General features: G+C 57.6%; 27 protein-coding genes. 8 read left to right on the top strand and 19 right to left on the bottom strand.

The genetic code is table 11. The annotated features are described in order from the left end of the window. Positions 1 to 143 precede the first annotated feature (143 nt). The 9 genes from ACR0AK_RS00615 to ACR0AK_RS00575 form a co-directional block, all read right to left on the bottom strand. The gene (locus ACR0AK_RS00615) at positions 144 to 2,597 is read right to left on the bottom strand and encodes a GcvT family protein (protein WP_480792046.1); all 2,454 of its coding nucleotides are present in this window, start codon (positions 2,595 to 2,597) and stop codon (positions 144 to 146) included. An 88-nt stretch (positions 2,598 to 2,685) separates the two neighbouring features. Continuing rightward, positions 2,686 to 3,660: a GlxA family transcriptional regulator gene (locus ACR0AK_RS00610; protein WP_480792045.1), complete on the bottom strand. Its 975-nt coding sequence runs from the start codon at positions 3,658 to 3,660 to the stop codon at positions 2,686 to 2,688. Between the two features lie 10 nt (positions 3,661 to 3,670). Continuing rightward, positions 3,671 to 4,564, bottom strand: coding sequence for a homocysteine S-methyltransferase family protein (locus ACR0AK_RS00605; RefSeq protein WP_480792044.1), 894 nt, complete (start codon positions 4,562 to 4,564; stop codon positions 3,671 to 3,673). Between the two features lie 12 nt (positions 4,565 to 4,576). Further along, on the bottom strand, positions 4,577 to 5,653 hold the full coding sequence (locus tag ACR0AK_RS00600) for a zinc-binding dehydrogenase (protein WP_480792043.1): 1,077 nt from the start codon (positions 5,651 to 5,653) through the stop codon (positions 4,577 to 4,579). Further along, a complete protein-coding gene (locus ACR0AK_RS00595) occupies positions 5,640 to 6,116 on the bottom strand; it encodes a cupin domain-containing protein (RefSeq protein ID WP_170563462.1) in 477 nt (158 codons plus the stop codon). The genes ACR0AK_RS00600 and ACR0AK_RS00595 overlap by 14 nt, the downstream gene beginning before the upstream one ends. An 18-nt stretch (positions 6,117 to 6,134) precedes the next feature. Next, positions 6,135 to 8,585 (bottom strand): GcvT family protein, encoded by a 2,451-nt coding sequence (locus tag ACR0AK_RS00590; protein ID WP_480792042.1) that lies wholly within the window; start codon positions 8,583 to 8,585, stop codon positions 6,135 to 6,137. Positions 8,586 to 8,600: 15 nt separating this feature from the next. Further along, positions 8,601 to 8,981, bottom strand: coding sequence for a GFA family protein (locus tag ACR0AK_RS00585; RefSeq protein WP_480792041.1), 381 nt, complete (start codon positions 8,979 to 8,981; stop codon positions 8,601 to 8,603). Positions 8,982 to 8,985: 4 nt separating this feature from the next. Beyond that, entirely contained in the window at positions 8,986 to 9,609 is a 624-nt protein-coding gene (locus tag ACR0AK_RS00580) for a LysE family translocator (RefSeq protein ID WP_480792040.1), read from the bottom strand. After that, entirely contained in the window at positions 9,609 to 10,178 is a 570-nt protein-coding gene (locus tag ACR0AK_RS00575) for a helix-turn-helix domain-containing protein (RefSeq protein ID WP_472724551.1), read from the bottom strand. The genes ACR0AK_RS00580 and ACR0AK_RS00575 overlap by 1 nt, the downstream gene beginning before the upstream one ends. Before the next feature lie 57 nt (positions 10,179 to 10,235). Between ACR0AK_RS00575 and ACR0AK_RS00570 the strand changes: the two genes are divergently transcribed. Together ACR0AK_RS00570 and ACR0AK_RS00565 are read left to right on the top strand one after the other, a co-directional pair. Further along, positions 10,236 to 10,562: a DUF1294 domain-containing protein gene (locus ACR0AK_RS00570; protein ID WP_480792039.1), complete on the top strand. Its 327-nt coding sequence runs from the start codon at positions 10,236 to 10,238 to the stop codon at positions 10,560 to 10,562. 127 nt (positions 10,563 to 10,689) lie between these two features. Further along, positions 10,690 to 11,079: an SHOCT domain-containing protein gene (locus ACR0AK_RS00565; RefSeq protein ID WP_170416590.1), complete on the top strand. Its 390-nt coding sequence runs from the start codon at positions 10,690 to 10,692 to the stop codon at positions 11,077 to 11,079. Between the two features lie 50 nt (positions 11,080 to 11,129). Here ACR0AK_RS00565 and ACR0AK_RS00560 read toward each other — a convergent pair whose 3' ends face one another. Further along, on the bottom strand, positions 11,130 to 11,582 hold the full coding sequence (locus tag ACR0AK_RS00560) for a GAF domain-containing protein (protein WP_480792038.1): 453 nt from the start codon (positions 11,580 to 11,582) through the stop codon (positions 11,130 to 11,132). 53 nt (positions 11,583 to 11,635) lie between these two features. Next, the gene (locus ACR0AK_RS00555; RefSeq protein ID WP_480792037.1) at positions 11,636 to 12,808 is read right to left on the bottom strand and encodes a thiolase family protein; all 1,173 of its coding nucleotides are present in this window, start codon (positions 12,806 to 12,808) and stop codon (positions 11,636 to 11,638) included. 102 nt (positions 12,809 to 12,910) lie between these two features. Here ACR0AK_RS00555 and ACR0AK_RS00550 point away from each other — a divergent pair, with 102 nt between their 5' ends. From ACR0AK_RS00550 to ggt, 3 genes are all read left to right on the top strand, one after another. Further along, positions 12,911 to 13,249 carry an STAS domain-containing protein gene (locus tag ACR0AK_RS00550; RefSeq protein WP_480792036.1) on the top strand — a complete coding sequence of 113 codons (339 nt, stop codon included), beginning with the start codon at positions 12,911 to 12,913 and terminating at the stop codon, positions 13,247 to 13,249. Positions 13,250 to 13,277: 28 nt separating this feature from the next. Continuing rightward, complete coding sequence (locus ACR0AK_RS00545; RefSeq protein WP_480792035.1) at positions 13,278 to 13,739, top strand: ATP-binding protein; 462 nt, start codon at positions 13,278 to 13,280, stop codon at positions 13,737 to 13,739. A 196-nt stretch (positions 13,740 to 13,935) separates the two neighbouring features. Then, entirely contained in the window at positions 13,936 to 15,513 is a 1,578-nt protein-coding gene (gene ggt / locus ACR0AK_RS00540) for a gamma-glutamyltransferase (RefSeq protein WP_480792034.1), read from the top strand. A 34-nt stretch (positions 15,514 to 15,547) separates the two neighbouring features. Here the strand turns inward: ggt and hspQ are convergent, their stop codons facing one another. Beyond that, positions 15,548 to 15,874 (bottom strand): heat shock protein HspQ, encoded by a 327-nt coding sequence (gene hspQ, locus ACR0AK_RS00535; RefSeq protein WP_108861127.1) that lies wholly within the window; start codon positions 15,872 to 15,874, stop codon positions 15,548 to 15,550. Between the two features lie 80 nt (positions 15,875 to 15,954). Between hspQ and ACR0AK_RS00530 the strand changes: the two genes are divergently transcribed. Then, positions 15,955 to 16,836, top strand: coding sequence for an AEC family transporter (locus tag ACR0AK_RS00530; RefSeq protein ID WP_480792033.1), 882 nt, complete (start codon positions 15,955 to 15,957; stop codon positions 16,834 to 16,836). A gap of 60 nt (positions 16,837 to 16,896) precedes the next feature. Continuing rightward, the gene (locus ACR0AK_RS00525; protein WP_170563498.1) at positions 16,897 to 17,478 is read left to right on the top strand and encodes a transglycosylase SLT domain-containing protein; all 582 of its coding nucleotides are present in this window, start codon (positions 16,897 to 16,899) and stop codon (positions 17,476 to 17,478) included. Positions 17,479 to 17,490: 12 nt separating this feature from the next. Here ACR0AK_RS00525 and ACR0AK_RS00520 read toward each other — a convergent pair whose 3' ends face one another. The 4 genes from ACR0AK_RS00520 to ACR0AK_RS00505 all read right to left on the bottom strand — a co-directional run bounded on the left by ACR0AK_RS00520 (position 17,491) and on the right by ACR0AK_RS00505 (position 23,658). After that, entirely contained in the window at positions 17,491 to 18,087 is a 597-nt protein-coding gene (locus tag ACR0AK_RS00520) for a LolA family protein (RefSeq protein ID WP_170563501.1), read from the bottom strand. Between the two features lie 40 nt (positions 18,088 to 18,127). Next, positions 18,128 to 21,025 (bottom strand): DNA translocase FtsK 4TM domain-containing protein, encoded by a 2,898-nt coding sequence (locus tag ACR0AK_RS00515; protein ID WP_480792032.1) that lies wholly within the window; start codon positions 21,023 to 21,025, stop codon positions 18,128 to 18,130. A 14-nt stretch (positions 21,026 to 21,039) separates the two neighbouring features. After that, complete coding sequence (locus ACR0AK_RS00510) at positions 21,040 to 22,221, bottom strand: aminotransferase class I/II-fold pyridoxal phosphate-dependent enzyme (protein ID WP_480792031.1); 1,182 nt, start codon at positions 22,219 to 22,221, stop codon at positions 21,040 to 21,042. A gap of 108 nt (positions 22,222 to 22,329) precedes the next feature. Continuing rightward, positions 22,330 to 23,658: an amidase gene (locus tag ACR0AK_RS00505; protein ID WP_480792030.1), complete on the bottom strand. Its 1,329-nt coding sequence runs from the start codon at positions 23,656 to 23,658 to the stop codon at positions 22,330 to 22,332. A gap of 54 nt (positions 23,659 to 23,712) precedes the next feature. On the opposite strand from ACR0AK_RS00505, the gene ACR0AK_RS00500 reads away from it, so the two are divergent. Next, a complete protein-coding gene (locus ACR0AK_RS00500; protein ID WP_480792029.1) occupies positions 23,713 to 24,975 on the top strand; it encodes an FAD-dependent monooxygenase in 1,263 nt (420 codons plus the stop codon). Here the strand turns inward: ACR0AK_RS00500 and ACR0AK_RS00495 are convergent. The 3 genes from ACR0AK_RS00495 to trxA are packed head-to-tail and all read right to left on the bottom strand — an operon-like array spanning position 24,972 to position 26,740. Then, a complete protein-coding gene (locus ACR0AK_RS00495; RefSeq protein WP_109310669.1) occupies positions 24,972 to 25,157 on the bottom strand; it encodes a Trm112 family protein in 186 nt (61 codons plus the stop codon). The genes ACR0AK_RS00500 and ACR0AK_RS00495 overlap by 4 nt on opposite strands. Beyond that, positions 25,154 to 25,795 (bottom strand): LON peptidase substrate-binding domain-containing protein, encoded by a 642-nt coding sequence (locus ACR0AK_RS00490; RefSeq protein ID WP_170563510.1) that lies wholly within the window; start codon positions 25,793 to 25,795, stop codon positions 25,154 to 25,156. Before ACR0AK_RS00490 ends, ACR0AK_RS00495 begins: the two co-directional genes overlap by 4 nt. A gap of 27 nt (positions 25,796 to 25,822) precedes the next feature. After that, on the bottom strand, positions 25,823 to 26,740 hold the full coding sequence (gene trxA, locus ACR0AK_RS00485) for a thioredoxin (protein ID WP_170563512.1): 918 nt from the start codon (positions 26,738 to 26,740) through the stop codon (positions 25,823 to 25,825). Positions 26,741 to 26,795 lie beyond the last annotated feature (55 nt).

Below are 26,795 nucleotides of genomic sequence, written 5' to 3'. Positions count from 1 at the left end.
TGGATCTCCGGCTGATACCGTTTTTCTATAAGGTTGTTCCGGAGGGTTTGAAAACTATGAAAACCGTGAACACTCACATCAACAAAATTGATATGTTCACAAAAAAAGGGCGCCGAAGCGCCCCTCTTTCCGTTCATAGGGTTTTATACTTTTACGCGCTCTGATTTTGGATCGTACATCGGCTTAAGTGATGCTTCGGCTTTCACCTTCACACCACACACGTCGATCTCATAGGTCGAAGCCAGAACGTCGGCTGCCTTTTCGCCTTCGCATGGCACGTAACCCAGACCGATTGCGCCGCCCAGCGTGTGGCCATAGTTGCCCGAGGAGAGGTATCCCACATACTCGCCATCCCGAATGATCGGCTCATTGTGGAACAGCAGCGGTTCCGGGTCGGTCAGTTTGAACTGGACAAGGCGGTTGTGCGGTCCACTTTCCTTGCGCGCAATCACCGCTTCGCGACCGATAAAGTCGCTGCCCTTATCGACCTTGACCGCAAACCCAAGCCCTGCATCGACGACGTGGTCCTCGCAGGTGATGTCATGGCCGAAGTGGCGGAAACCTTTTTCGATCCGGGCACTGTCCATCATATGCATGCCGCACAGTTTCAATCCCATGTCCTGCCCGGCCTCGTGCAGGGTTTCGAACACATGTCCCGCCATGTCCGACGAGACATAGATTTCCCAACCCAGCTCACCGACATAAGTAACCCGATGGGCGCGGGCCAGGCCCATGCCGATCTCGATTTCCTGTGCGGTGCCGAAAGGGTTGGCCGCGTTGGTGAAATCGTTCGGTGAGACCTTTTCAAGCAAGGTGCGCGCATTTGGGCCCATGATGGCCAGAACGCCCTCGCCCGCCGTGACATCGGTGATGACGACATTGAAGTTGCCCGCGTTGCGCTGCATCCACGTCTGATCCGCCAGACGGGTCGCGGCCGGGGTCACCACCAGATAGGCAGTCTCAGTCAGGCGCGTGACCGTTACATCCGCCTCGATCCCGCCTGAGCGGTTGAGGAATTGTGTGTAAACGATCTTGCCGTTCGGCACCGAGTAGTCGCCGCCGCCCACATAGTTCATGAACGCCTCGGCATCGGGGCCTTCTACACGGATTTTGCCGAAAGATGACATGTCGTACATTCCGACATTTTCGCGAACAGCCTTGTGTTCAGCGGCCGAGTTCTCGAACCAGTTCTGGCGCTTCCAGCTGTACTGGTATTCCCGCTCCTGCCCTTCATTCGCGAACCAGTTGGCACGTTCCCAACCTGCCAGTTCGCCCATGACCGCGCCCTGTTCCAGCAGGTGATGATGAAACGGCGTCCGGCGCACGCCACGCGCAGTGGCCTTTTGGCGATAGGGGAAGTGGTCGGCGTACAGCAGACCCAGCGTCTCTTTCGAACGCTCAAACAAATACTGTCTGTTGCCCTGGAACAGTTGCATCCGACCGATGTCCACGTCGCCCAGATCGAACGGTTTTTCACCACTGTCCATCCATTCGGCCAGCGCCATACCAGCACCGCCAGCGGACTGAATACCGATCGAGTTGAAACCCGCTGCGATCCAGACGTTGTCCATCTCAGGCGCAAGACCCAAATGATAGGCATCATCAGGGGTAAACGATTCCGGTCCATTGAAGAAGGTGTGGATGCCAGCCTCGGCTAACATAGGCATACGTTCACACGCGGCTTCGAGGATTGGCTCGAAATGATCGAAATCCTCGGGCAGTTGGTCGAACTCAAACGTGTCGGGGATGCCGTTCATCGCCCACGGCTTGGCGTTCGGTTCAAATGCACCCAACAGAATCTTGCCAGCATCTTCTTTGTAATACGCGCACTCATCCGGAACTCGCAGAACCGGCAATTGGGTCAAACCGTCGATGCCTTCTGTAACAATGTAGAAGTGTTCGCACGCGTGCAACGGAACGTTGACGCCAGCCATCTTGCCGACCTCATGCCCCCACATACCCGCGCAATTCACGACCATGTCACATTCGATATGGCCCGAGGCGCTGCCGTCATCCGCGATCCAGTCAACACCGCTCACCTTGCGGCCCTGTTTGACGATGTCGGTGACCTTCACGCGTTCCTTGACGATACCGCCACGCTGTCGGGCCCCCTTGGCCAGCGCCAGTGCAATGTTGGCCGGATCACCCTGACCGTCCAGCGGCAAGTAAACAGCACCTGTCACACCTTCGAGGTTGATGTGCGGATACAGTTCCTGAATGCGCTCATTTTCGATTTCTTCGACCTCGACACCAAAGGCCCGTGCCATGGCCGCCTGACGGTAGAGCTCTTCTTTGCGCTCTTCCGTCAACGCAACAGTGATCGACCCACAACGCTTAAATCCCGTGGCCACACCGGTTTCTTCCTCAAGCGAGCCATAAAGCTCCTGACTGTACTTCGCCAGTTTGGTCATGTTCGCCGTTGCACGCAGCTGCGCGATCAAGCCCGCCGCGTGCCAGGTCGTACCGCTGGTCAGTTGCTTACGTTCCAGCAGCACTACGTCTTTCCAGCCCTTTTTGGTCAGGTGGTACGCCACCGAACATCCGATGACTCCGCCACCGATGATGACAACACGGGCCTTAGTAGGAAGATCAGCCATTCTCATGATTCCGCTTTATGAGTTTCCAGCCAAAATACACGGAAGAGCGACGCAGAATGCACGAAAAACGTCAGCGCATTTGCAAAAATCAACCATGTTTAACTTGCCGTTTTTCGCGTCTCAACACGAAGGGCGTCACCCCAAAAAAGCTTTTGTAGACCGACGAAAACCCGTTGGGAAACCCACAAGCCAGTCCGATTTCGCGCACGCTCATCGTAGTGTTCAGCAACAGGTTATTGGCCTTGGCAAGCCTCATCTCGCGGTAAAAGCCGTTTGGTGTGGTTCCGAAATAGTTCTTGAACTTCCGCTCCAAAGACCGGTTCGAAAGCTTTAGAGCCTCGACGATTTCTCGTATTGGCAGCGGGTCTTCGATATTGGCCTGCATCACCTTGATGCACTGATCCAGCTTGGCGTCACCGGTTGCCGTGGTTTTTGACCCGGAAAAGGGCTGAAGTGAGGAAAAGTCCCGGATGTTCTCGTGCAGCATAATATCGGCCACGGTCATTCTGGTTGGACCAGATATGTGGCGCCCGATTACAGCCAGCGCGACATCGGTTGTCGCCTCCATCCCGGCGCAGGTCACAACGGCGCCCTGTTCCGTTGCAATCGACAGTTTGGCTTCGAACTGAGCGCGGCGTTCGCGCAGGAAGGACGCGTTTTCCCAATGGGTCGACATATCCTCGGTCCCCTGCTCGTCAATATAGCGGCTTGCCGCCTCGGACAGCAGAAAGACCTGCGCGCCGCGGTACGTGTAGTCGGATACGACGCGCCCCATAGAGAGGTCCGGATGATCAGGGTCGGAATTGCCAATGACAAAAAGATAGTCCGCGTTGGGCTGGGGCGGAATGCGCTCGGTCTGGATCGTCGCTTCGCTGCTGCTGGTAATCGGACCACCCTTATGCGAGCGATAGGTGTAGGTGAACGGAGGGTTTGGGCAAACGCGGTTCGCCAGTCGCAGTACCTCAACCAAAGACGCCAGTTCCAGCAGCACATAGCCAGGCGCTACGACAATGTCGAAATGCCGCTGAGCCGTTACAACCGGGATGTTGGACGTCGATGGCATCACTTTCCTTTCAGACAATCTGGTGCCCGGCGGACCGCAAGCGGCCGGCAAGAACCTCGATGTGGTCCGGACCGACTTCGCAGCATCCACCAACAATCGTTGCCCCTTGTTCTACCCATCCCATGGCGTGACCGGCATATTCATTGGGCCCCAGATCGTGGCGTTGTTCCAAAGCATCCACTGTTGGGGCGTTCTTCAGGAAATCCTGGGTAATTCCAGTAAACCCATTGGCATAAGCCCCAAATGGCCGGCCCAGCGTGGCTATGACCTTAAGCGCAGCAGGAATGGCCTCGGGGCGCGAACAGTTGATCAGAACCGCATCAGGAGAGAATTGCTCAACAAGGGGCGCAATATCTCCAAGCGGTTCTCCGGATCGCAGGCGTGATCCATCATCGTCCATGACCGACAGAGCCAGCCAGACCGGCTTGCCCGCATCCTTTGTACCACGCAAAGCCCCTTCGGCCTCTTGCACCGAGGACACGGTTTCGATCAGGAAAAGGTCAACGTCATTGGCCATAAGGTTAACCAACTCGGCAAATTTTTTCGCGGCGTCTTCCACGTCGGGCTTCAGATCGGGACGATAAGACGCCAGCAAAGGGCCCAGCGCGCCAGCGATGCGACCGGAACTGTCCCTTCGCGCCCGGTTCGCCTGAGTAACCGCAGCATGGATCAGCTCGGGCAGTTGGCCTTCCATGCCCAGGCGCTCCAACCGAGAACGATGGACCGCGTAAGTATTGGTCGTGGCAACCGTTGCGCCACGGCGGAAGTATTCGGCGTGGACCTCTTGCACCAATTCGGGATGGTCGATCATTACGCGCGTCGACCACAGCGGAGTGGGTTTGTCCCCACTGCGTTTGACCAGTTCTTGCCCAATCGAGCCATCCAGAAGCGTGATTTCTGCCATTTGCCAACCTTCCTACGGAATCAGAACGAGTTTTCCCGGCAGCGCCTTGGACTGGAAGTCCTCTTGCGCTCTGGCGATGTCTCTTAGTGGATAGGTCTTGGAAACCAAAGGCCTGATGCGGCCCGCGTTCATCATCTCGACAAGGCGGCCAAATACATCGAATGCCTGATGCGTGCAGCCATGAATGGTAATGTCGCGAAGGTAAATCTCGCGCAGGTCGGCCTGGACGATTGGTCCTGCGATTGCGCCGGAAACAGCATAATGTCCGCCGGGTTTCAACGCCAGAACCAGATCCGACCATCCCGGGCCTCCGACCACGTCGATCACGACGTCGAAGATATCTTTGGGCAATGGTGCTTTGCGATCGAAGGTATCAACGGCGCCCTGCGCCTTCACCACCTCGGCCTTGGCCGCAGCCGTTACGCCCCAAACCGTCGCTCCGCGCAGTGCTGCTAGCTGTACAGCGGCAAGACCCACACCGCCCGAAGCGCCGGTGACCAGCACCTTGTGGCCTGCAGTCACGCCTGAACGGGTCAACAGGTTCTCAGCTGTGCCGAATGCACAAGGGATTGCAGCGATTTCGACGTCCGACAATAGGGACGCTGTGACGTCATATAGATCACTCGCCTCAACCAGACAGTATTGAGCAAAGGCCCCATCGATTTCAGACCCCAGCGCGATGAACCCCGTCGGGTTGCCTGGCCGTGGACGCGGTAGATTTATCGGACAGGTCACGCGTTGCCCGGCTGTGAACCCGGTATCGGGACCGGCCACTTCGACGTAACCGCACAGGTCACCACCCTGAATTCGAGGGAAAGACAGCGCTCCACCCCAGCCGCCGGCGTCGACATCCTGATCGACATCATCCGTGGCACCGGTGACGTCCGAAGAATACCAACCGACCCGTGTATTGATGTCAGTGTTGTTAACGCCCGCGGCCGCGACCCGAACCAGCACCTGACCCTGGCCGGGTGTTGGGACCGGCATATCCTCGCGCCACTCCAGCGCTTCGGGGCCGCCATGACGGGTCAAGTAAACGCCAGACATGATCTCAGGAACAGCCATCAGCGCCCCTTCACTGCTGATCATCCGGATGAGCGGGAACCGGGCCCATCGGTACGATGTCATAGCGTGCATTCAACTCGGCCATCTTCGCCTCATCCGCGAAGTCTGCCTCGTCCATCGCCGCCAGTTCGGCAAGAAATCCGTCGAACCCCGAGGGCTGAAAGATCATAAGCATTCTGCCAGGCGCGCCATCGGCCACGCGGCAGGCATGAGGCACACCGGGCGGCACATGCATGGTTGTACCCGGGGGGCACCGATGCCAGTCACCATCAACATAGAAATCTACTGAACCTTCCAGAAAATAGAAGGTTTCGGCATGGTTGTCATGGCGATGAAGGCCAAGCGCGAAGCTGGCCTTCAGATTGTCTTCCATAAGCGTGTATGCGCCATCCGTGTCCTGACCGGAAACCTTCACAAAGGTGTGGTCGTTTTCCCAGTCATAGTTGGGACCCTCACCGGGTCCCAGTTTGGCGTATCGTTTGCTCATGGCAGTCTCCGTGAGAAGTTAAGCGCGCAACCGCTCGTTCTCGGGATCCCAAAGCGGCTGATCCTGCTCTACCACAGCGCGGCACTTTTGGCCGTAGATTTCGACCTCAAGCTCAGTGCCGGGGTTGGCAAGCTCGGCCTTGATCATGCCCAGCGCTATGGATTTGCCAACGCGGTATCCCCATGCGCCTGACGTGGTCTCGCCCACGATCTGATCGCCCTGCCAGATGCAGGACATATACGGCGCGTCGCAATCGCCCGCATCCACGGTCAGCGTGACAAACGACTTCTTCACGCCCTGCTGCTTTTCGTTCAGGATCGCAGCCTTGCCCGGGAAGTCCTGCGGCTTGTCCAGCTTGACGAACCGCCCAAGACCGCCTTCCAACAGCGAGTAGTCGGTCGACAGATCGCCCTTCCAGGCACGGTAACCCTTTTCGATCCGCAGCGAGTTCAGAGCGTACATCCCGAACGGCGTGGCACCGGCATCGATGATCGCGTCATAGATCGCGGGCATATGCTCGTTCATAGCGTGGACTTCCCATCCCAGCTCACCCGCGAAGGAGACGCGGATCAGATAGGCGGGCTGGCCTGCAACAGTTGCAGACTGATGAGTCAGCCACCCCGAGGTCAGATCCGCATTCGTCATAGTCGACAGTATCTCGCGCGACTTCGGACCAGTGACGATCAGTGTATCCCGTGTCGTGGTAACGTCTTCAATCGAAACACTCGCAGGCATCGCGTTCATCAGGATGTCCCGATCATGCCACTGTGCAGTTGCGGCGGTGATCATGATGAACTCATCCTCACCTATACGGATACAGGACATCTCGGTCAGAATGCGACCACGGTCATCAGAGATATAGATGAGGTTCATCCGGCCGACCTTTGGCAACCCACCGGTTGCGAGGCCGCGCAGCGCCTCAGCGGCGCCCTCTCCCTTGACCATGAAGCGCGAGAAGCCTGGCAGATCTAGTACGCCACAATGGTCTCGCACGGCCTCGCATTCTTCTTGGATCCGCTGCTCCCACGGGCCGGACCGACCCCAGGTATGGGTTGCATCAAGCGACGTGTCATCGCCAGGCTTCGCGAACCAGTTGGCCCGCTCCCATCCGTTATAGGCACCCATGACGCCGCCCAGCGCTTTGACCTTGTCATGCACTGGCGACAGTTTCTTGTCGCGCGCTGCTGGCCATTCATGATGGGGGAAGTGCATGGCGTATTCGTTGCCATAGACTTCCAGACCTTTCTGGTTGCAGTAGTCCTGATCAGTGTAATCGGTGTAACGACGTGGATCGACAGCCCACATATCCCACTCGGTCGCGCCATCGACGATCCATTCGGCCAGCACCTTGCCTGCACCGCCGCCCTGAGCGATGCCGAAGGTGAATGTATGTGCCTCGAACGCGTTTTTCACACCGGGCATTGGGCCGATCAGCGGCAATCCATCCGGCGCGTAAGGGATCGGACCATTGATAACACGGCCAACGCCGGAGGTCGCCATCAGCGGAACCCGCTCCATCGCGTCAGTGACGATGTCCTCAATGCGGTCCAGATCGTCATTCCACAGCTGGAATGAGAAATCTTCGGGCATTGCATCGTCTTCGGTCATCCAGTGGCCCTTGCAGTTGGGCTCATAAGGACCAAGGTTAAAGCCGTTCTTTTCCTGCCGCAGGTAGTACGAGATATCCACATCGCGCAGCAACGGCAGCTTCTTGCCTCCGTTCGCTTTGGACCATTCCTCCACTTCAGGCACTTCGTCTGTCAGCAGGTACTGGTGGCTCATGACCATTGCGGGAACGGTACGACCGCCGAAGGGCTTGAACCACTCCCCCACGCGCTGTGCGTAGTAGCCGGCCGCGTTCACCACATAATCACAATCGATGTCACCCTTGTCCGTGTGAACGGTCCAGGTTCCGTCGTCGTGCTGGGTGACGCCGGTCGCCGGGCAGAAGCGGATGATCTTCTGGCCCATGTCACGGGCACCCTTGGCCAACGCCTGTGTCAGCTGCGCCGGATCAATGTCGCCATCTGTCGGGTCGTACAGTACGCCTTCAAGATCGTGCGTTTCCAGGAATGGATAGCGCTCTTTAGCTTCTTCCGGTGTCCACATCTCCATCGGGATGCCCTGATAGCGGCCCATTGCCATTGCGTGTTCGAACTCCTGCATCCGCTCTTTGCTGTGCGCCAAACGGATCGAGCCCGAAACATGGTAGTTCATCGGGTAGTCAACCTCTTCGCCCAAACGCGAATACAGCTCGGTCGAGTACCGCTGCATGTTCATGATCGCCCATGAATTCGAGAACGTCGGAACGTTACCCGCCGCATGCCAGGTCGAGCCCGCCGTCAGTTCGTTCTTTTCCAGCAGAACGCAGTCGGTCCAGCCTTTCTTGGCCAGATGGTACAGTGAGGAAGCCCCCACCACACCGCCACCGATAACAACCACGCGGGCTTTTGTCGGAAAATCGCTCATTGGTATTGATCCTTGTTACTGTGCCCGTTGGGGCAGATCGTCCGTGATGTCGTAGTAATCGCCCTTGTCGGCGACAAAGATATGCTTCGAGAGCGTTAGACCCGTGGGCTCGCTGAGCGCACCCATGGAAATTGAAATCGTGTCCTCGTCATTGTGCTGCCAGAAGAGGAACGAACCGCATGACCGGCAGAACCCGCGGCGGGCGGTGTCCGAGGCGCGGAACCAAGTCAGCGTATCGCTTGCGGTGAAGCTCAGGTTATCCTGATGCGTCCAGGTCGAAGACCAGATGTGGCCGGACTGTTTTCGGCACTGGCCACAGTGGCAGGCCGAAGGCGGCGACAACTCTCCGTCAATCGTGAACGCGACTGCGCCGCAGAGGCAAGAACCGTTGTGCATCTGATTACCCCCTAGCTGCGGGCGTGGAGCTGGCACCCAGCAAAACGCCATAGATGATGAAACAGGCGGCCATGACACGACGCACCCAAGTGTTGAAAACCGCTCCAAGCGCAGCCTTGCCCATCAGCGCGCCCAACACGGTGAACCCGGTGTAGCTGAGCGTGGTGATGATCAGCGCCGTAGGCATGATGACGACCATCTGCTGCCAGATCGGAACATCAGGCTGCACAAACTGGGAAAAGGCAGCGAGGTACCCTGCCACGCTTTTAGGATTGATCGTAGCGACCGCCAGTGCGTGAAGATACACATGGCGCGCGGGTCGCTCACTTGCCGGGGCCGGGCGCGTGGCATTCATCCAGCCGCGAACCCCAACCCAGATCAGGAACCCTGCCCCTACCAGTTTGGCGACAAAAAACCCGGTTGGGGATGCTGCGATCAACGCGGTCACACCCAGCGCTGAGAGGACAAGAAACGTGCTGGCCTGCGTTAGAATCGCCAGCACTCCCAGCATCGCTTTCGGAAACGGCAGGCTCATCCCGTTGGAAATGCAATTGACCGCGTTCGGCCCCGGAGTGGTGACGAACACCACCCAAAACAGCGCGAATATGGTCCAGGCTTCAAAGCTCATCAGTACACCGGCGGAGCGATAACCCAGATGGCCACTGCGGGCTCATCATAGGGGTTCGACCATTGATAGGGTTCATGTTTGATCCGAAAGCTGTCGCCGGGGCCAACCGAAAACTGGCGCCCACTGATCGTCAGTTCCAACCGCCCTGACACCATGTACCCTACCTCCTGCGTTGGTCGGTTGGCCGGAGTTTGCATTTTCGATCGGGGCTTGAACGTGGAATGCACCATTTCGAAATCATCGGTCAGATCGGGCGACAGCAGTTCTTCGATCAACCCTTCCTCACCGGACCCCATCGGGCGGCGCGTTCCGGCGCGCACCACATACCCCTGCTCATCTGCCGGAGCGGAGGAATGCGCGAACAGCATCGACATCGGCACGCCCAGACACTCAGCAATCTGGCGCAGGTCGGAAATTGAGGGGTCGGACTTGTCGCGCTCGACTTGGCTAAGCCAACCAACAGAACGACCCAGACGTGCGGCGATCTCGGTCAGCGTCAACCCACGCGCCTTACGCAAAGCCCGAAGATCGGCTCCGAGTGTGGCGCTGTGCGGGGCTTGGCTGTTCACTGAACGCTCCGGGGCTTGGTGAAATTTTCTCCTCGTTTTTCACGATGCGCTGATTCCGTGAAAAAACCAAGGTATTTTTCACTTGGACGCACAACATTGTTTGGGTATCCGTCCACCATGTGGATTGCGGTGATTTACTTATGGACCATCAACGCCCTGACTTTGCTTGCCTTTGGCTGGGATAAACTGCAGGCAAGAAGGCGAAAAAAGCGTGCTCCCGAACGAAACCTATTGTGGTTAGCGGCGCTGGGCGGCAGTCCAGGCGCATTGCTGGGTCGTTGGATATTCAGACACAAAACCCGCAAGCGCCTGTTTTCATACTACATCTTTGGGATATTCGGCATTCAAGCTGTGCTGGCCTATCTTCTAACGGTCATTGAATAACCCAGCCTGGCGTAGCGTAGTAAAACCAACAGAGAATTGACACTAACCAACCGGCAAACTGTCTGCTACAGTCCAATGCTATCTGAATATGAATATTCTTACGCATTCGCAAAGGGTTGGATGACAAATGGACAACGGCATCGGTTTCTTCGACATAGTCTGGTCAATCTTCTGGCTGTTCCTGATGGTGGCCTGGTTCTGGGTGATGATTTCGGTTGTGGCCGATGTCTTCCGATCTAAGGACCTAAGTGGCGGTGGAAAGGCAGTCTGGATTGCCTTTGTCATCCTGATTCCTTGGATGGGTGTTCTGGCCTACCTGATTGTCCGCGGCGACAAAATGCACCAGCACAATGCCGAAGCCATGAGCCAGATCGAACAGGCGCAAAAGGACTATATCCGCTCGGTCGCGACCGTGTCCGCCGCGGATGAGCTGGAACGGCTTGCAGCACTAAAGGAAAAAGGCGTTCTGACGGACGAGGAATTTGCCGCGCAGAAAGCCAAGCTTCTGAACACCTGATCGTTGACACCATGAGATATACTAGGCCGGGGCTACGCCCTCGGCCTTGGCTATTTGGCGAATACGCTGGACAGAATTTCGCCCAGTTGGCTTGCATCCTGTTCATTGAATGCATCGGGTTGGTCGCTGTCGATATCGAACACAGCAATGACGTCACCGGCGGCATTGAGCACGGGTAGCACCAATTCGGACCGGGTCGAAGACGCGCAGGCGATATGACCCGGAAATGCTTCCACATCCGGCACCAATTGTACCATTCCCGTTCGGGCCGCAGCGCCACAGACACCGCGGTCGAACGGGATAACCAGACAACCGTGCCCACCCTGGTAAGGTCCGATCTTCAAAAGCCCGGGCTCAGTGACACGGTAGAAACCTGTCCAGTCAAACCGATCATCGGAATGGTGCACCTCGCACGCAATTGTAGCCATCAGAGCCACGCTGTCGGTTTCGCCTTCGGTCAGGGCGGTGATGGTTTTGGCAAGTGTGTCGTAATCGGCTGTCATGTCGGAACTCGTGGCAGGGGTCTGCGCCGGAGTATTTGGAAAAAGAGGAAGCGTCAAACGCGTTCGATGGCTATCGCCGTGCCTTCGCCGCCGCCGATGCAGATGGCCGCAACGCCGCGTTTCAGGTCGCGCTTTTCGAGTGCATTCAGCAGCGTGACCATGATCCGCGCGCCCGATGCACCGATCGGGTGGCCCAGAGCGCAGGCCCCACCATTCACGTTGACGATATCGCGGGGCAGGCCCATCTCGTGCATGAACGCCATCGGCACGACGGCGAACGCTTCGTTGACCTCCCACAGGTCAACATCTTCTTTCGACCAACCGATATTGGTCAGCAATTTTTGCGCGGCCGGAACTGGTGCGGTCGTAAACAGCCCTGGTGCCTGCGCGTGGCTGGCGTGGCCGACAATACGCGCGCGGACGCTCAGGCCTTGCGCCTGTGCCGCGTCTTCCGATGCCAGCACCAACGCGGCAGCACCATCTGAAATCGAAGAAGAGTTTGCAGCCGTGACGGTGCCATCCTTTCGAAAGGCTGGCTTGAGCGTTGGGATTTTTTCGGGCCGCGCGGAAAGCGGCTGCTCATCCGCGGACTGGGTGACTTCGCCCTTGCGAGTGCGGACCGAGACGGGCGTGATTTCATCCGCAAATGCACCATTTTCCTGTGCGGCCAGTGCATTCGACAAAGAACGCAGCGCGTATTCATCCTGGGCCTCGCGCGTGAACTGATAGGCTTCGGCGCAGGCTTCAGCGAATGTGCCCATCAGGCGACCTTTGTCATAGGCGTCCTCGAGCCCGTCCAGAAACATATGATCCATTGCCTGCGCATGACCCAACCGCGCGCCCTCGCGCATTTTAGGCAGAAGGTATGGCGCGTTCGTCATACTCTCCATCCCGCCTGCGATCATTGTGTCCGCGTGCCCCAATGCAATCTGATCGTAGGCCATCATGGCCGCTTTCATACCCGAGCCGCACATTTTGTTGAGCGTCGTGGCAGGAACGTCTTCGCCCAGCCCTGCTGCGAAACCGGCCTGGCGAGCGGGTGCCTGGCCCTGCCCGGCAGGCAAGACGCACCCCATCAGAACTTCGTCAACGGTCTCTGTCCCTGCACCCTGCAGCGCGGCCTTGATCGCAACACCGCCCAGATCGGCTGCTGTCACTGTATCGAACATCCCCTGAAACCCACCCATCGGGGTCCGTGCTGCGCCAGCGATAACGACTTGTTTCATTTGGATGCTCCTCCGTTTTTCTACTGGGATGGATACCGAATGGTAAGAATTCCCGTCTAGCGTATTTCTACGAGTAATTTTTAGTTTAGAGAGCCCGCGCGCATGGCCCTGACCAGTAAAACAACAGACACAACGCAGATCATAACGGTGCATTCTGACCGTATCGATGCCGCAATGGCCATTCAGTTCAAGGAAGACATGCGCAATGAGGCCGACGGTGGCGCGCCGCGCGTCGTCCTGGACCTGACGGGGGTCGAATTTATCGATTCAAGCGGCCTTGGGGCCATCGTTGCTTCAATGAAACAATTGGGCAGCGACCGCAGGCTGGATCTGGCAGGACTACACCCTTTTGTCGAAAAGGTATTTCGGCTGACCCGTATGGATACGGTTTTCAATCTTTACCAGACTCTGGACGACGCCCTTGCACGGTCGGCGGAATGAAGTCACGGATTGAATAGGTGCGATGTCCATGGGGAACGGGAACTGCTTGGATCTGAGCTTTGCTGCCACCGAAACCGAAGCCAGTGCAGGCATCGCCCAGCTTAGCAAAGGACTTGAGGTTCAGGGCCTACCTTCACACAAGGCGAGCGACGTGAAAATTGCGCTGGCCGAGGCGATCAACAATGTGATCGAGCATGCCTATGCGGGCGTCACTCCGGCCAAGGTCAGGGTGCATTGTCGGTTACATCAAAACTGGCTGGACATTCTGATCTCTGACACAGGGAATCCGTTGCCCGGCTTTCGCGTGCCGGATGGTGTGCCTGCGCCTTTGGGTTCGACGCTCGATGAGTTACCCGAAGGCGGGTTTGGCTGGTTCCTGATCCATGAACTGACCAGCGACATTCGCTATGAGCATCGCAATGGCTGCAACCGGTTGTCGCTGCGGTTTGACTTCCCAAACCCCTCCGCCGGACCCAAAAAGGCCACATAAAGGCCCCGATCGCACCATCGGCGCGCCGCAAACAAAGGGCAAACAGATATCTGTAGCTCAGATAGCTTCCCTCGGCGCCTAGTGTCACAGCCCCCACCCAGTGAACGGCGCCGAGGATCTCCCTTCCCGCTGATGTGACTAGACAATCCCTGACCGCGCTTTACGTTCGGCGTGTTCAAAAGGGGAAGGCAAAGCTATGCGGGATTTTCACACTCCAGGTCGGTCCGAAGTTCTGGCAACCGAGGGAATGTGCGCCACATCGCATCCTCTGGCGGCGCAGGTTGCCGTAAATATCCTGCAGCAAGGCGGCAATGCCATGGACGCTGCCATCGCAGGCGCTGTGCTGCTGGGCATTTGCGAGCCGCAGATGACGGGCATCGGTGGCGATTGCTTTGTTCTATTCAACCGTGCAGGTGAAGATCAGATACGCGCCCTGAACGGGTCCGGACGCGCGCCGGCGGCGGCCAATGCGGACAAGTTGCGAGCCCAGGGGCTGGATACAGTGCCGTTGAATACACCCGATGCGGTGACCATTCCCGGTGCAATTGATGCCTTTTGCCATCTGGCAGAAACCGAGGGCAGGCTTGGGCTGGATGAGATACTGGCACCTGCCATTCACTATGCCGAGGCCGGTGTCCCGGTCGCACCCCGGGTCGCCTATGATTGGAAAACGGGGGCTGACACGCTGCAGGGGGCTGCACGCAAGCATTACCTAACTGACGGCAAAGCGCCAAATGTAGGCCAGAACTTTCGCGCGCCGGGGCAGGCCGAGGTCCTACGCCAGATTGCACGCAATGGCCGTGATGCCTTTTATTCCGGTGAAATTGCGCAGGACATGATCGACGCCCTGATGGAATTGGGCGGAGTTCACACGGCCCAGGATTTTCTGGCCACGCAATGCACAGACACCCAGCCCGTCAGCGGAAGCTACAAGGGCATTGATCTGGTCGAACATCCGCCAAACGGACAAGGTGCGACGGCGATCCTGCTTCTGAATATCCTCAAGAACTTTGACCTGGCGGGCCTTGATCCGTTTGGCCCCGAACTCATACATCTTGAGGCCGAGGCTTCGAAACTCGCCTATGACGCGCGCAATCGGTTCATTGCGGATCCAGATCACACAACCCACGCTGAACGGTTCCTTGACCAGACGGTGGCCGATAAGCTGGCTGCGTTGATTGACCCCAAGCGCGCCATGCCAGCGGCAGCCCCGTTAACCGAGGCCATTCACAAAGACACAGTCTATATCACGGTTGTTGACCGGGATCGGATGGCGGTTTCGCTGATCTATTCCATATTTCACAGCTTCGGGTCCGGTATCGCATCAGAAAAATATGGGATTTTGCTGCAGAACCGAGGCTCTGGTTTCAACCTGCAGGCTGATCATCCAAACGAATTTGGCCCGGGCAAGCGCCCAATGCACACGATCATTCCCGGAATGCTTAAACAGGATGGCCGGGTACTAATGCCGTTTGGCGTGATGGGCGGAGCTTTTCAACCAACTGGCCACGCACGCCTATTGTCCAACCTCACCGATCATGGATTGGGTCTGCAAGCCAGCATCGACGCCCCGCGCGCCTTCGCGGATGGCGGCGTTTTGAAACTTGAGCGCGGAATTTCGCCTAACACATCTCAACAATTGCGCGAATTAGGACACAACGTTCAGGTTCCAGAAACGCCCCTTGGCGGCGCGCAAGCTATCCGAATCCGCACAGACGGCGTTCTAGAGGGCGCAAGCGACCCCAGAAAAGACGGTTGTGCATTAGGTTACTGACCACCAGGGCGGGCGAATTGGCGCACCAAATTTCTTAGTTCAAATTAAAGTGCAGCGGGTACGCGCCATTCTCGAAAGGACCGAACATGTCAGGAATATCAGGATGCTCAACCGGTTCCCCGGATTGGTCCGCAACCAGATTTTGTTCTGAAACATAAGCCACATAGAAGGATTGATCGTTTTCTGCGAGCAGATGATAAAACGGTTGATCCTTGATGGGGCGGCTGTCCTCGGGAATGGCCTGATACCACTCTTCTGTATTGGAAAATTCCGGGTCCACGTCAAAAATCACCCCTCGGAAGGGATGCTTTTTATGGCGGACCACCTGTCCCAGGCGGTACTTGGCATTTGTCTTCAGCATTTTTTCAGCCCCCAGAGATCTTACTACCTCTTTCCGCGCCGAAATGCCAATCATTGATCGGAAATTAAAGGAAACAGTCTGTGAACATCTTACTGACAGTGTTCGAAATTGTTGCACCGGTCTTCCTGCTGGCGGGCATCGGATTTACATGGGTCAAACTGGGTTTTGAGTATCGTTTGGAGTTTGTAACGCGCCTTGCCGTGACGCTTGCTGTGCCCAGCCTGATCTTTGTTGCGCTGATGCAGACAGAGATTCCGGCAGGAGAGTTGACGCGTTTCACGCTGGCCGCAGTTGCGGGTCATGTTGGGCTGGCCCTAGCATTTGGCGTTTTCGTTCGGCTTTCTGGCCTGGACCGCCGTACCTATCTTTCGCCGCTAATTTTCGGAAACACTGGCAATCTGGGCCTGCCGCTATGCATTTTTGCGTTTGGCCAGGCTGGTTTGGGATTTGCGGTCATTTTCCTGGCCATCACCGCTTTGTTTTCCTTCACCTATGGCATCTACCTTGTCGCTGGGCAGGGTGCATTCGGTAAAGCTGCGCGTGAACCCATGGTCTGGGCAACCCTGCTTGGGGCCTTGTTTTTGTGGCAGGATTGGGAAACGCCTTTGTTCCTGAGCAACACGCTAGAGCTGCTGGGTCAGATGGCAGTCCCGATGATGCTGATTACAGTAGGTGTCGCGATCGCAAGGCTGACAACCCGCAAATTGGGTCAGGCGATCTGGCTATCAGGCCTTAAACTGCTTGTCTGCTTTGGGCTGGGCTGGGCAATCGCGCGCGTCTTTGATCTGGATTCCATCGCCTTCGGAGTACTGGTTTTGCAGATGTGTACCCCGGTCGCAGTGACATCCTACCTTCTTGCCGAGCGATTTGACGCAGATTCAGACGCTGTTGCCGGAATGGTCATGGTGTCAACGGTGCTGTCCGTGGGCGCTTTACCCTTAATTCTAGCGATTGTGCTATAACGATTGTGATTTCCTAAACTCTCAATCTGCGCTAGAATAAAGAAAAAAGGCACGAGGCACATGAGCAGAATTTTCTTTGTACTCCTTGGGGTGCTGCTTTTGGCATCCTGTGGTGGCGGGTCCAAACAGCCACCGAGCAGACTGAACGACGCGTGCAGCATTGCGCGCGAACGGCCCGACTTTATCAAGGCGTTCAAAAGCACCGAGCGGAAATGGGGCGTCCCGATTCACGTCCAAATGGCAACGATCTATCAGGAAAGCCGCTATAAGCACGATGCACGCACGCCCCACCAATACGTTCTGGGCGTTATCCCGATGGGCCGTCAGAGCAGCGCCTATGGCTTCAGCCAGGCATTGGACGGCACGTGGGATGAATACCGCAAGGAAACCGGCAAGCGCCGCGCCAAGCGGGACCGCATTCGCGATGCGTCAGATTTCATCGGCTGGTATATGAACAAAACCCATCAGCGGAACGGCATTCACCCCAGTGATACACGCAACCAGTATCTGGCCTATCACGAGGGGCACAGTGGTTTTGCCCGCGGCAGCTATAACAGCAAATCCTGGCTGTTGAACGTCGCCAATGATGTGGATGCACGCGCCAAGCTCTATCAGGCGCAGCTGGCGAACTGCCGCTACTGACAAGATTGCGGGTCAGCGATTGCCTGACCCGCTTCTATTTGATCTTGAAAACAGATCGTTGCTGAGATTTCCACCGGTATTCAACTGGCCCAGCAGAACGGTCGTCTGACTGCCGGCGTTGTCGTGAATAACCCATTTGCGCAGCTCAATCGGGTCCCCTGTGAACATCAGCTCAATCCGGCCCGATTCTGGGTTTTTTGGGTCCCGAGCCGTGACAACCGTAGCCGTTCCATCAAAGTCGTGGGCGACCACCATATTCGCCTGCCCCAAGTTGACGTTGCGCGCCAGCACCAGCGACAGGGGTGTGCGTTTCAACGGATACTGTTCGGGGGGCTGGTTAGATTTCGGATCAAAGATCTGCACCGTACCGGCGCGTGCCAGTACCACGGCGCTGTTGGGTGGGTCGTATTCGAACCGCATTTTTCCGGGCCGTTCCATCCACAGCTTTCCGGTGCTCAACGAGCCGTCATCATTAACTTGCGTGAACGTGGTTTCAACGGTTTTGAGGCCGTTCAGGTAGTTTGATATTTGGGACAACGGCAGCTTATCAGCCGCCCAAGCCGCAGGCGCGGCGAGTGTCAAAGCAAGGGCAAAGGCAATCTGTTTCATAACTCCTCAGATAAGCGCTCTGCCCTTGTTATTAAATATCCTATTGCTCAGGGACGAGGATTTCGCGTTTCCCGACATGATTTGCCGATGAAACAACGCCTTCATCTTCCATTTGCTCAACAAGCCGCGCAGCTTTGTTGTAACCAATGGCAAGTTTCCGCTGAATGTACGAGGTCGAGCATTTGCGATCCTTGATCACAATCGCCACCGCCTGATCGTACAGCGCGTCTTCGCCGTTGGTGTTGCCCCCGGTGTTCAGGCCGAGAACCGCATCGATATTGTCGGCCTTTTCCTCAGCCGGGCCATCGACCACTCCGCTCATGTAATCCGGTGGACCGAACTGTTTTAGGTGGTTGACGATTTCCTCGACCTCTTCGTCCGATACAAATGGCCCGTGGCAACGGGTAATCTTGGCGCCACCGGCCATATAGAGCATGTCGCCCTGCCCCAGCAGTTGCTCGGCACCCATCTCGCCAAGAATTGTGCGGCTGTCGACTTTCGATGTCACCTGGAACGAAATCCGGGTTGGGAAGTTCGCCTTGATCGTGCCGGTAATAACGTCGACCGAAGGTCGCTGGGTCGCCATGATCAGGTGAATGCCCGAGGCTCGCGCCATCTGCGCCAGACGCTGGATACAAGCTTCGATCTCTTTGCCCGCAACCATCATCAGGTCCGCCATCTCATCAACGATGACGACGATATAGGGCATCGCTTCGGGCGCGAACTCTTCCGTCTCGAACGTTGGTTCGCCGGTTTCATCGTCGAACCCGGTCTGCACTGTGCGGCTGAACATCTCGCCCTTGGCCAACGCGTCCTTAACGCGGCCGTTGTAGCCCGCGATGTTGCGGACGCCCATCTTGGACATCTTGCGATAACGGTCCTCCATCTCACCCACGACCCACTTCAGGGCGACAACCGCTTTTTTCGGGTCGGTTACAACCGGTGAGAGCAGATGCGGAATGCCATCATAGACAGACAGTTCCAGCATCTTGGGGTCAATCATGATCAGGCGACATTCATCCGGCGTCAGCTTATAAAGCAGCGACAGGATCATGGTGTTGATTGCCACCGACTTACCGGACCCAGTGGTCCCTGCGATCAGCAGGTGAGGCATTTTGGCCAGGTTCGCAACGACGGATTCGCCACCGATATCTTTGCCGAGGGCCAGCGGCAACGCGTGGTTCCCATCGCCAAAGTCCCGGCTTGCAAGGATTTCACGCAGCACCACCATCTCGCGGTTTTCATTGGGCAATTCGATCCCGATCACCGAGCGTCCCGGAAGGGTCGAAACGCGAGCTGACAACGCCGACATCGAGCGTGCGATATCATCGGCCAGACCGATCACGCGGCTGGCCTTCAGGCCCGGAGCGGGCTCTAGTTCGTACATGGTAACAACCGGACCAGGGCGAACGCTGACGATCTCACCCTTGACGCCATAGTCATCCAGAACGTTTTCCAGCATGCGTGCGTTTTCTTCCAATGCCTCATCGCTGAGGTGGTGGCGCTGAATGCTAGCGGGGTTGGACAACAAGCTAAGCGGTGGCAGCTCAAAGTCCGAATGACGGTCTTCGAAGGACAACGCGGGTTGCGCTTCGGCCTGCGCGCGGCGCGAAGGTGCCGGCGTGCGGCGCACAGGCTGCGCCACGACGGGCTTGCGCGGCTCGGCCACTGGAATTTTCATCGCAGGACGCGGAACCTGTTCCGGCTCGGGTGTATCTTCAAATACGGCCTCATCCTCAAATGCGGGCTCGGGCGCAAAGTCCTGATGTAAAGGTTCTTGCCGCCACTCGGGTTCCGGTTCTGCTGTCAGCATCGGCTCGGGTGGCAGTCCGTCCAAGGTCATCGGCGGCTCGGGCGGAAGCTCTTCCCCGCCTCTGGCGTTCAGGATCAGCGGGTCCGGCCCCCGGCCACGCCCTTTGGTCAAAGGCAGAGTTGGATCGTGTTCGGGTGCCATCTCGCCGGTGGCGACCTTACGGTTGCGCACGGCTGCAGAAATCTTGGACTTGATACGATCTTCACCAGGCATCTCATCAAATCCGGCAACCGGGTCTCGGTCGACCAGTTCCGGTTCCGGCATCGGATCCGGACGGCGGATCAAGCTGGGCATCCGTGCCAGAAGGCCTGGTTTGATGGGCTCGGGTTCTTCAAAATCTGGCTCTTCGAACATCGGATCGGCATAGGCCATATCATCGTCAAACACGGATTCAGCTGCCTCGGCGCGGGCGGCTTTACGCTCGTCCCACTGCGCCCGGCGATCGCGTGCGGCCTGCGCGGTGACCGATGCACTGCGACCCAAAAGATTCATCAGCATATCATAGGACATCACGAGACCCAGCAGGAAGGCGCGCAGACCCTTGCGCACATCGGCCTTTGTGAACCCAAGAACAAATGTCCCTAATGCCAACATGCCAGCAGCCATCGCCAGCGACATCAGTTTGACCATGAAATGTGACGAAATCGGCAGCAGTGTCAGCAATGCACCCATTACGGTATCACCAAACAAGCCCCCCAGACCAAAGCTGTGGGTCGTGCGCCATGCCTCACCCGGCACCAAAGTCGCGGCATAAACGGAAACTATGGCAATCCAGATCGGAGCAAAGATAAGGCGGGCCACTGCGCGTTCCTCACCGAAATGCCCGGCAAAGCGAATGCCCCAGCCAATCAGCACCAACGCGATGCCCCAACTGCCCCATCCGACGATCATGAACAGCGGCGCAGCGATCGACGCCCCGATCCGCCCCATCCAATTCTGCACCGGCGCGTCTGTCGACACCATCCAGTTCGGATCATCCGGCGTGTAGGACCAGATCATCGCGGCTGAAGCCAGCCCTAGCAGGATCAGAGCGATCCCGATCAGTTCCTTGCTGCGCCGTTCGATGGCGGCCTGAGTCGTGCTGTCCAGCAATGGATCGCGGTTGCGCGCGTTATATGATGCCATTTTGCCCTCGTACCTCACGAATAGATGCAGTCGCGGAGCGTAATCAGCCCCTGCCGCAACTCTGTTTTTGGGGCCACCATTGCGACCCGGATAAATTGTTCGCCCGGGTTTTGCCCCGGATCACCTTGAGAAAGATATGCACCAGGCAGAACCCGAACACCGGTTTCCTGCCACAGCCTTAGTGCTGTTTCCTCGCCATTTTCGACCGGCAGCCACAGGAAAAAACCGGCTTCGGGTGGCATATAGCCCTGGATGCCTGCGAAGACTTCGTCCGCGATAGTGTACTTTTCCTGGTACAACGCGCGGTTTTCGACGACATGCGCCTCATCCGCCCAAACCTTGGCAGCAGCAGCCTGCAATGGCAGTGGCAAAGGTGCACCTGCATAGTTGCGCAACTGCTTGACCCGCTTGATCGTTTCAGGACCGCCTGCAATCAGGCCCGAGCGTAGACCCGCTAGATTTGACCGCTTGGAAAGAGAGTTGAACAAGGTGATCCGTTCCGGATCCGCCCCAAGTTCCTGCGCCACAGTCAGAACGCCTGTTGGTGCTGTGTTGCGATAAATCTCGGAATAACATTCGTCCGCAAAAATGCGGAAATCATAGGTCTCGGCCAGTTGGATCAGTTCGACCCAATAATCGCGCGAGGCGACCGCGCCCTGCGGGTTTGCAGGCGAACAGATATAGGCCGCAACAGTACGGTTCAGCACATCCTTAGGCAGGCTGGCATAGTCCGGCAAGTGAGCGGTGGCGGCCGTTGCAGGCACAAAAACCGGCTCAGCCCGCACCGACAGAGAGGCTACCATGTAAACCTGATAGAACGGGTTCGGGCACAGAATGGCGGGCTTTTCGCCATTTTTCTGCTCGGGACACAGTGCCATCGCCGCGTTGTACAGGCCTTCGCGTGTGCCGTTCAACGCCATCACATTGGTGTCGGGGTCCATCGAAACGCCATAGCGGCGATCAATCCAGCCGGTAATCGCCGAGCGCAATTCGGGCGAACCTTCATTGGGCGGGTATCCCTGAAATCCGGCCGCGTTTTCTGTGATCACATCGGTGACCCATGACGGGAAATCATGCATAGGCGCGCCGATGGTCATGTGAATCACTTCACCACCCGGCTGGTGATGATCCAACAGGGTGCGCAGACGCGGGAATGCATATTCCGGTAGGTCCGAAAACCGTTCGGGGAAATTCATAACTACTGCCTCAATACCGGGATCATTTCGCCCCGTTTTACAGACAGGTTACAGGTCGCACCCGGTTTCGTCCAGACAAAGAGGTGGCGAATCAGGGGATTGTGGCATTCAGGCCAACGCCATCTCAGCCGCTGATCCCAGCCTTAGCAAGGCCTCTTCTGACCCCGGATATCCCATCATCATCACGCCACACCCGGAAACTCCGGTCGGCAGCGTCAGCGCAGCCAGCCCCATCAGATTCCCGATACGTGTGTTGCGAAGAGCCAGCAGGTTTTCCGTGACATAGTATTCATGGTCATTCATCAACCGATCCAGATTCGGCGGCAGAATGGGCGCTGTGGGCGCAAGCACCGCGGCGAAACCCGATGTTGCCGCATCCCATGCAGCCCTACAGGCTTTTAGCCTGGACCAGGCAGCGATGTAATCGGCACCCGTCGCGTTTCGACCCGACCGAAACCGTTCCAGAATCTCGGGATACATGGCATCGGGATTGGCTTCGATCACATCGCGCCACAACCCATAGGCCTCGGTCGTGTACAGAATGCCGGACAGCGCCATCGCTTCGTTCAATTCGGGGACGTCCAGCGGTACGATCTCGGCACCGGCCTCGGTGAGTTTTTCCAACGCCTCTTCATACGCCTTGCGCGGCTCATCCCGCAAATCGTCTTGCGCCACAGTCTGAAGATTGGCAAAGCGACGACCTTTGAGGCTGGCGCCGCGAAGATCCGGTGGAGAGCGCCCCTCCAGCAAAGCCAGCATTTGGGCTGCGTCCTCGACCGAGCGCGCCAGCGGACCAACTGTATCAAACCGCAGGCACAGGGGCACTGTGCCTTCAAGACTGACACGTCCGGCGGTGGTTTTCAGGCCGACCAGATTGTTCCAGGCCGCGGGGATGCGCACCGATCCCCCCGTGTCCGAACCGATCCCACAAGCGGCAAGACCCCAGGCCACCGATGCAGCCGCACCCGAAGAAGAGCCGCCAGAAACCGCCTCTACGTCGTCGATGCTTGGAGGCGTCCCGGTAACCGGATTCAGGCCGAGGCCTGAGAACGCAAGCTCGCTCATATGCGTCTTACCCAGACAGACCGTGCCCATCGCCGTGGCGTTTTGTACAACGACAGCGTCCGCCTCAGGCACGCGGCCCTTCAGTAAGGCCGAGCCGGCCTCGGTCGCCGTTCCGGCGGTGTCGAACAGGTCTTTCCAGCTGATCGGCACACCGTCAAGCAAGGACCGCCGCAGGCCCAAATTAGCGCGCTCCTGCGCCGCCTGCGCTTCAGCCCGCGCACGATCATGAGTAACGCGGGCATAGATTCTTTCCACATGCGGGTGCGCATCGATGGCAGCCAGGTAGGTCTCGGTCAATTCAACCGGATCGATCTGCCCCATACCGATACCACGGCCCAGATCACACGCCGTCATAGTCAGCCAGTCCTGCATCCCCGCCCCCTTATGGAAAAATCGCCTTGAGGGACGGTAGCGACAGGACCGCACATGGACAATCCCGAAAGGGCGCGCATATTGCAGGTCATGGAACATAGCTCGGACATACTGATCGTTGGCGGCGGCCTAAACGGCCCGGCCCTTGCCTTGGCGCTGGCTCAGACAGGTCATTCCGTCACCGTCGTCGACGCCTTGGCCGAAACAGCTCGAAAGAACGCGGCCTTTGACGGGCGCGCCTATGCGTTGGCGCTGGCCTCGCAGCGGCTTTTGGATGCGATCGGTGTCTGGGATAGGGTAGCGAAACATGCCCAGCCGATGCTTGAAATCAAGGTTACCGATGGCCATTCCGGAGCTGGCCCTTCGCCCTTTTTCCTGCATTTCGACCATGCCGAGATCGAAGAAGGCCCAATGGGTTACATGGTCGAGGATCGCCACCTGCGTCGCGCCTTTCTGGATGCCATGGCAGAGCAGGACAGCATCACGCAGATCAGCGGCAAAACCGTTGTCGCGCAGACATCTGATGATACCGGCGTAACGCTGACGCTGGATGATGGCACAACCCTGACCGGGGGATTTCTGGTGGGCTGCGACGGGCGCCGCAGCGGCACGGCCACGCGCGCCGGAATCAAGCGCACAGGTTGGGACTATGGGCAAACAGCGCTGGTCTGCGCCATCGAGCATGACCTGCCCCATAACGGTATCGCGCATCAGTTCTTCATGCCGCCGGGGCCTTTGGCAATTCTACCGCTGACCGGTAACCGCAGTTCGATCGTGTGGAGCGAACGTTCTGAGATGGCCAAACGCATCAACGCCATGCCCGAGGCGGATTATCTGCAGGTATTGCGCCCGCGCTTTGGTGATTTTCTGGGTGACATCCGCCTTCAGGGCGACCGATTCACCTATCCGCTAAACCTGACAATCGCCAATTCCTTTATCGGTGACCGCATGGCTTTGGTCGGGGACGCCGCCCACGGCATGCATCCAATTGCAGGTCAGGGTTTGAACGCAGGTCTTCGCGACGTGGGTGCCTTGGCGGAAGTTCTGACACTGGCCGGACGACGCGGCGAAGATATCGGTTCGGTATTGGTTTTGGAACGTTACCAGGAATGGCGTCGGTTCGACACTGCAGCGCTTGCCATGGCGACGGATGTTTTCAACAAGCTATTTTCCAACGACAACCCCATTCTGCGCTTCGGGCGCGACATCGGGATGGAGATCGTCGGCTCGATCCCTGGACTACGTCGCGGCTTTGTACGTGAGGCCGCCGGGCTGACCGGAGATCTGCCGAAACTTCTGCAAGGGCGTGCGATTTAATCCAGCTCGCGCGCTTCATCCACCAGCATAACCGGGATTCCGTTGCGGATCGGAAAGGCCAGGTTGGCGGCCTTTGATACCAGTTCTTGCTTTTCGGCATCATAATGCAGCGTGGTGTGCGTTTGCGGGCAGATCAGCGCCTCAAGCATATGGCGGTCAAAAGGGTGTTCGGCTTCAGTCATTGCAGTTTTTCCTCGCTCGATCCGCCGCGCATGGCGAATTCAATCAACGTCACCAATGTCTCGCGGCGCGTACGAAGGCAAGGCGCTTCAAGCAGCGCCTGTTTTTCTTCGGGATCGAAATCCAGCAGCATCGACAGTGAATTCACCAACAACTCATCATCGGCGTCTTTTAAGGTTTCCCAATCGGTCGATAGTTGGCGCGACGAAAAAAACCGTTCAAGCAGATTCAAAAACCGTGAGCGATCGAACGCATTGTCCGCTTCGGCCTTACCAAGATCGCGGTCAAACCCGTCCCATGAAACAGCGCAACGACGGTAAGGCGTAAACGCATCCAACTCGGACTTGATCCGAAATCGCGAGATGCCGGACAATGTAATCAGGTAGCGACCATCTTCGGTTTCAGAAAACTGTGTCACACGTCCGGCACAACCGATTTGGTGCAGCTTGCTTTCGTTGGACTGACAGGGGTTCGGCTGGGCCATGCCAATCAGGCGTTCAGGCGTTTTAAGCGCGTCGTCCAGCATTTGCAGATAACGCGGCTCAAAAATATGCAGCGGCAAGCGAGACCGGGGCAGCAACAGCGCCCCGGGCAATGGGAAAACGGATATCGTCTCCGGCAGATCAGCGGGATGCATCATGTACCCGAGTGTAGCTCTGATCGGGATTTAGGCAAATATCATCGAACTGAGTTTGCGCCGACCGTTCAGAACAATCGGATCATTGGGCTTGAGCGCGTCGAAAATTGTGAAAAGCTGCGCCTTGGCCGCGCCATCATTCCACTCACGGTCGCGGCGGAACAACTCCAGCAATTGCGCGACCGCTTCTTCTACCTCGCCATTGGCATGCAGCGCCTGTGCAAGGTCGAACCGGGCCTGATAGTTGTCCGCATCCGCCTCAACCGCCGCTTTCAGTTCACCCACGGGACCAGCATCGGCAGCCTGTTTCGCCAGCTCCAGTTGGGCATGGGCGGCCTCAACCTCGGCCGAGGTCGAAATCTCGGCCGGTGCGCCGTTCAGGATAGCCTCGGCCTGCTCCAGATCACCGGCTGCAATATGGGCACGAACCAGGCCGCCATAGGCTGCAGCGTGGTTCGGGTCTTCCCCCAAAATGGCGGAAAAGGTCTGCGCGGCATCGACGGCTGCACCTTCGGCCAGCATTTCTTCAGCGGCCAAAACTGCGTCATCCAACTGACCGCCGGGGCTTTCACCACCCGCGGCCTCAATCACCCGGTCCACAAACGCCTTGATCTCGGACCCCGGCACGGCGCCCTGAAACCCATCGACCGGCTGCCCCTTGAAGAAGGCGTAGACGGTCGGGACCGACTGGATTCGCATTTGCGAGGCAATCATCTGCGCCTCGTCCACGTTGATCTTGACCATCTTCACCGCCCCTTTGGCGGCGGTCACGGCTTCCTCCAGCAACGGCCCAAGCGTTTTGCACGGACCGCACCAGGGGGCCCAGAAATCCACGATGACCGGGGTTTCCTGTGAGGCCTCAACGACATCGGCCATAAAGGTGGCCTCGGATCCGTCCTTGATCAGATCTGTGGTGTCAGGTCCGGCTGCGGCGTTCAGAAGGTCCATGGCGTTCACTCTTTCGTTCGAATTTGGCCCCTATATGCAACTGCGAGGGACAGAA

Source organism: Ruegeria sp. BI12 (genome assembly GCF_056537985.1).
The sequence above is the reverse complement of the archived record's forward strand: the minus strand, read 5'-3'. Positions and strand labels throughout refer to the sequence as shown.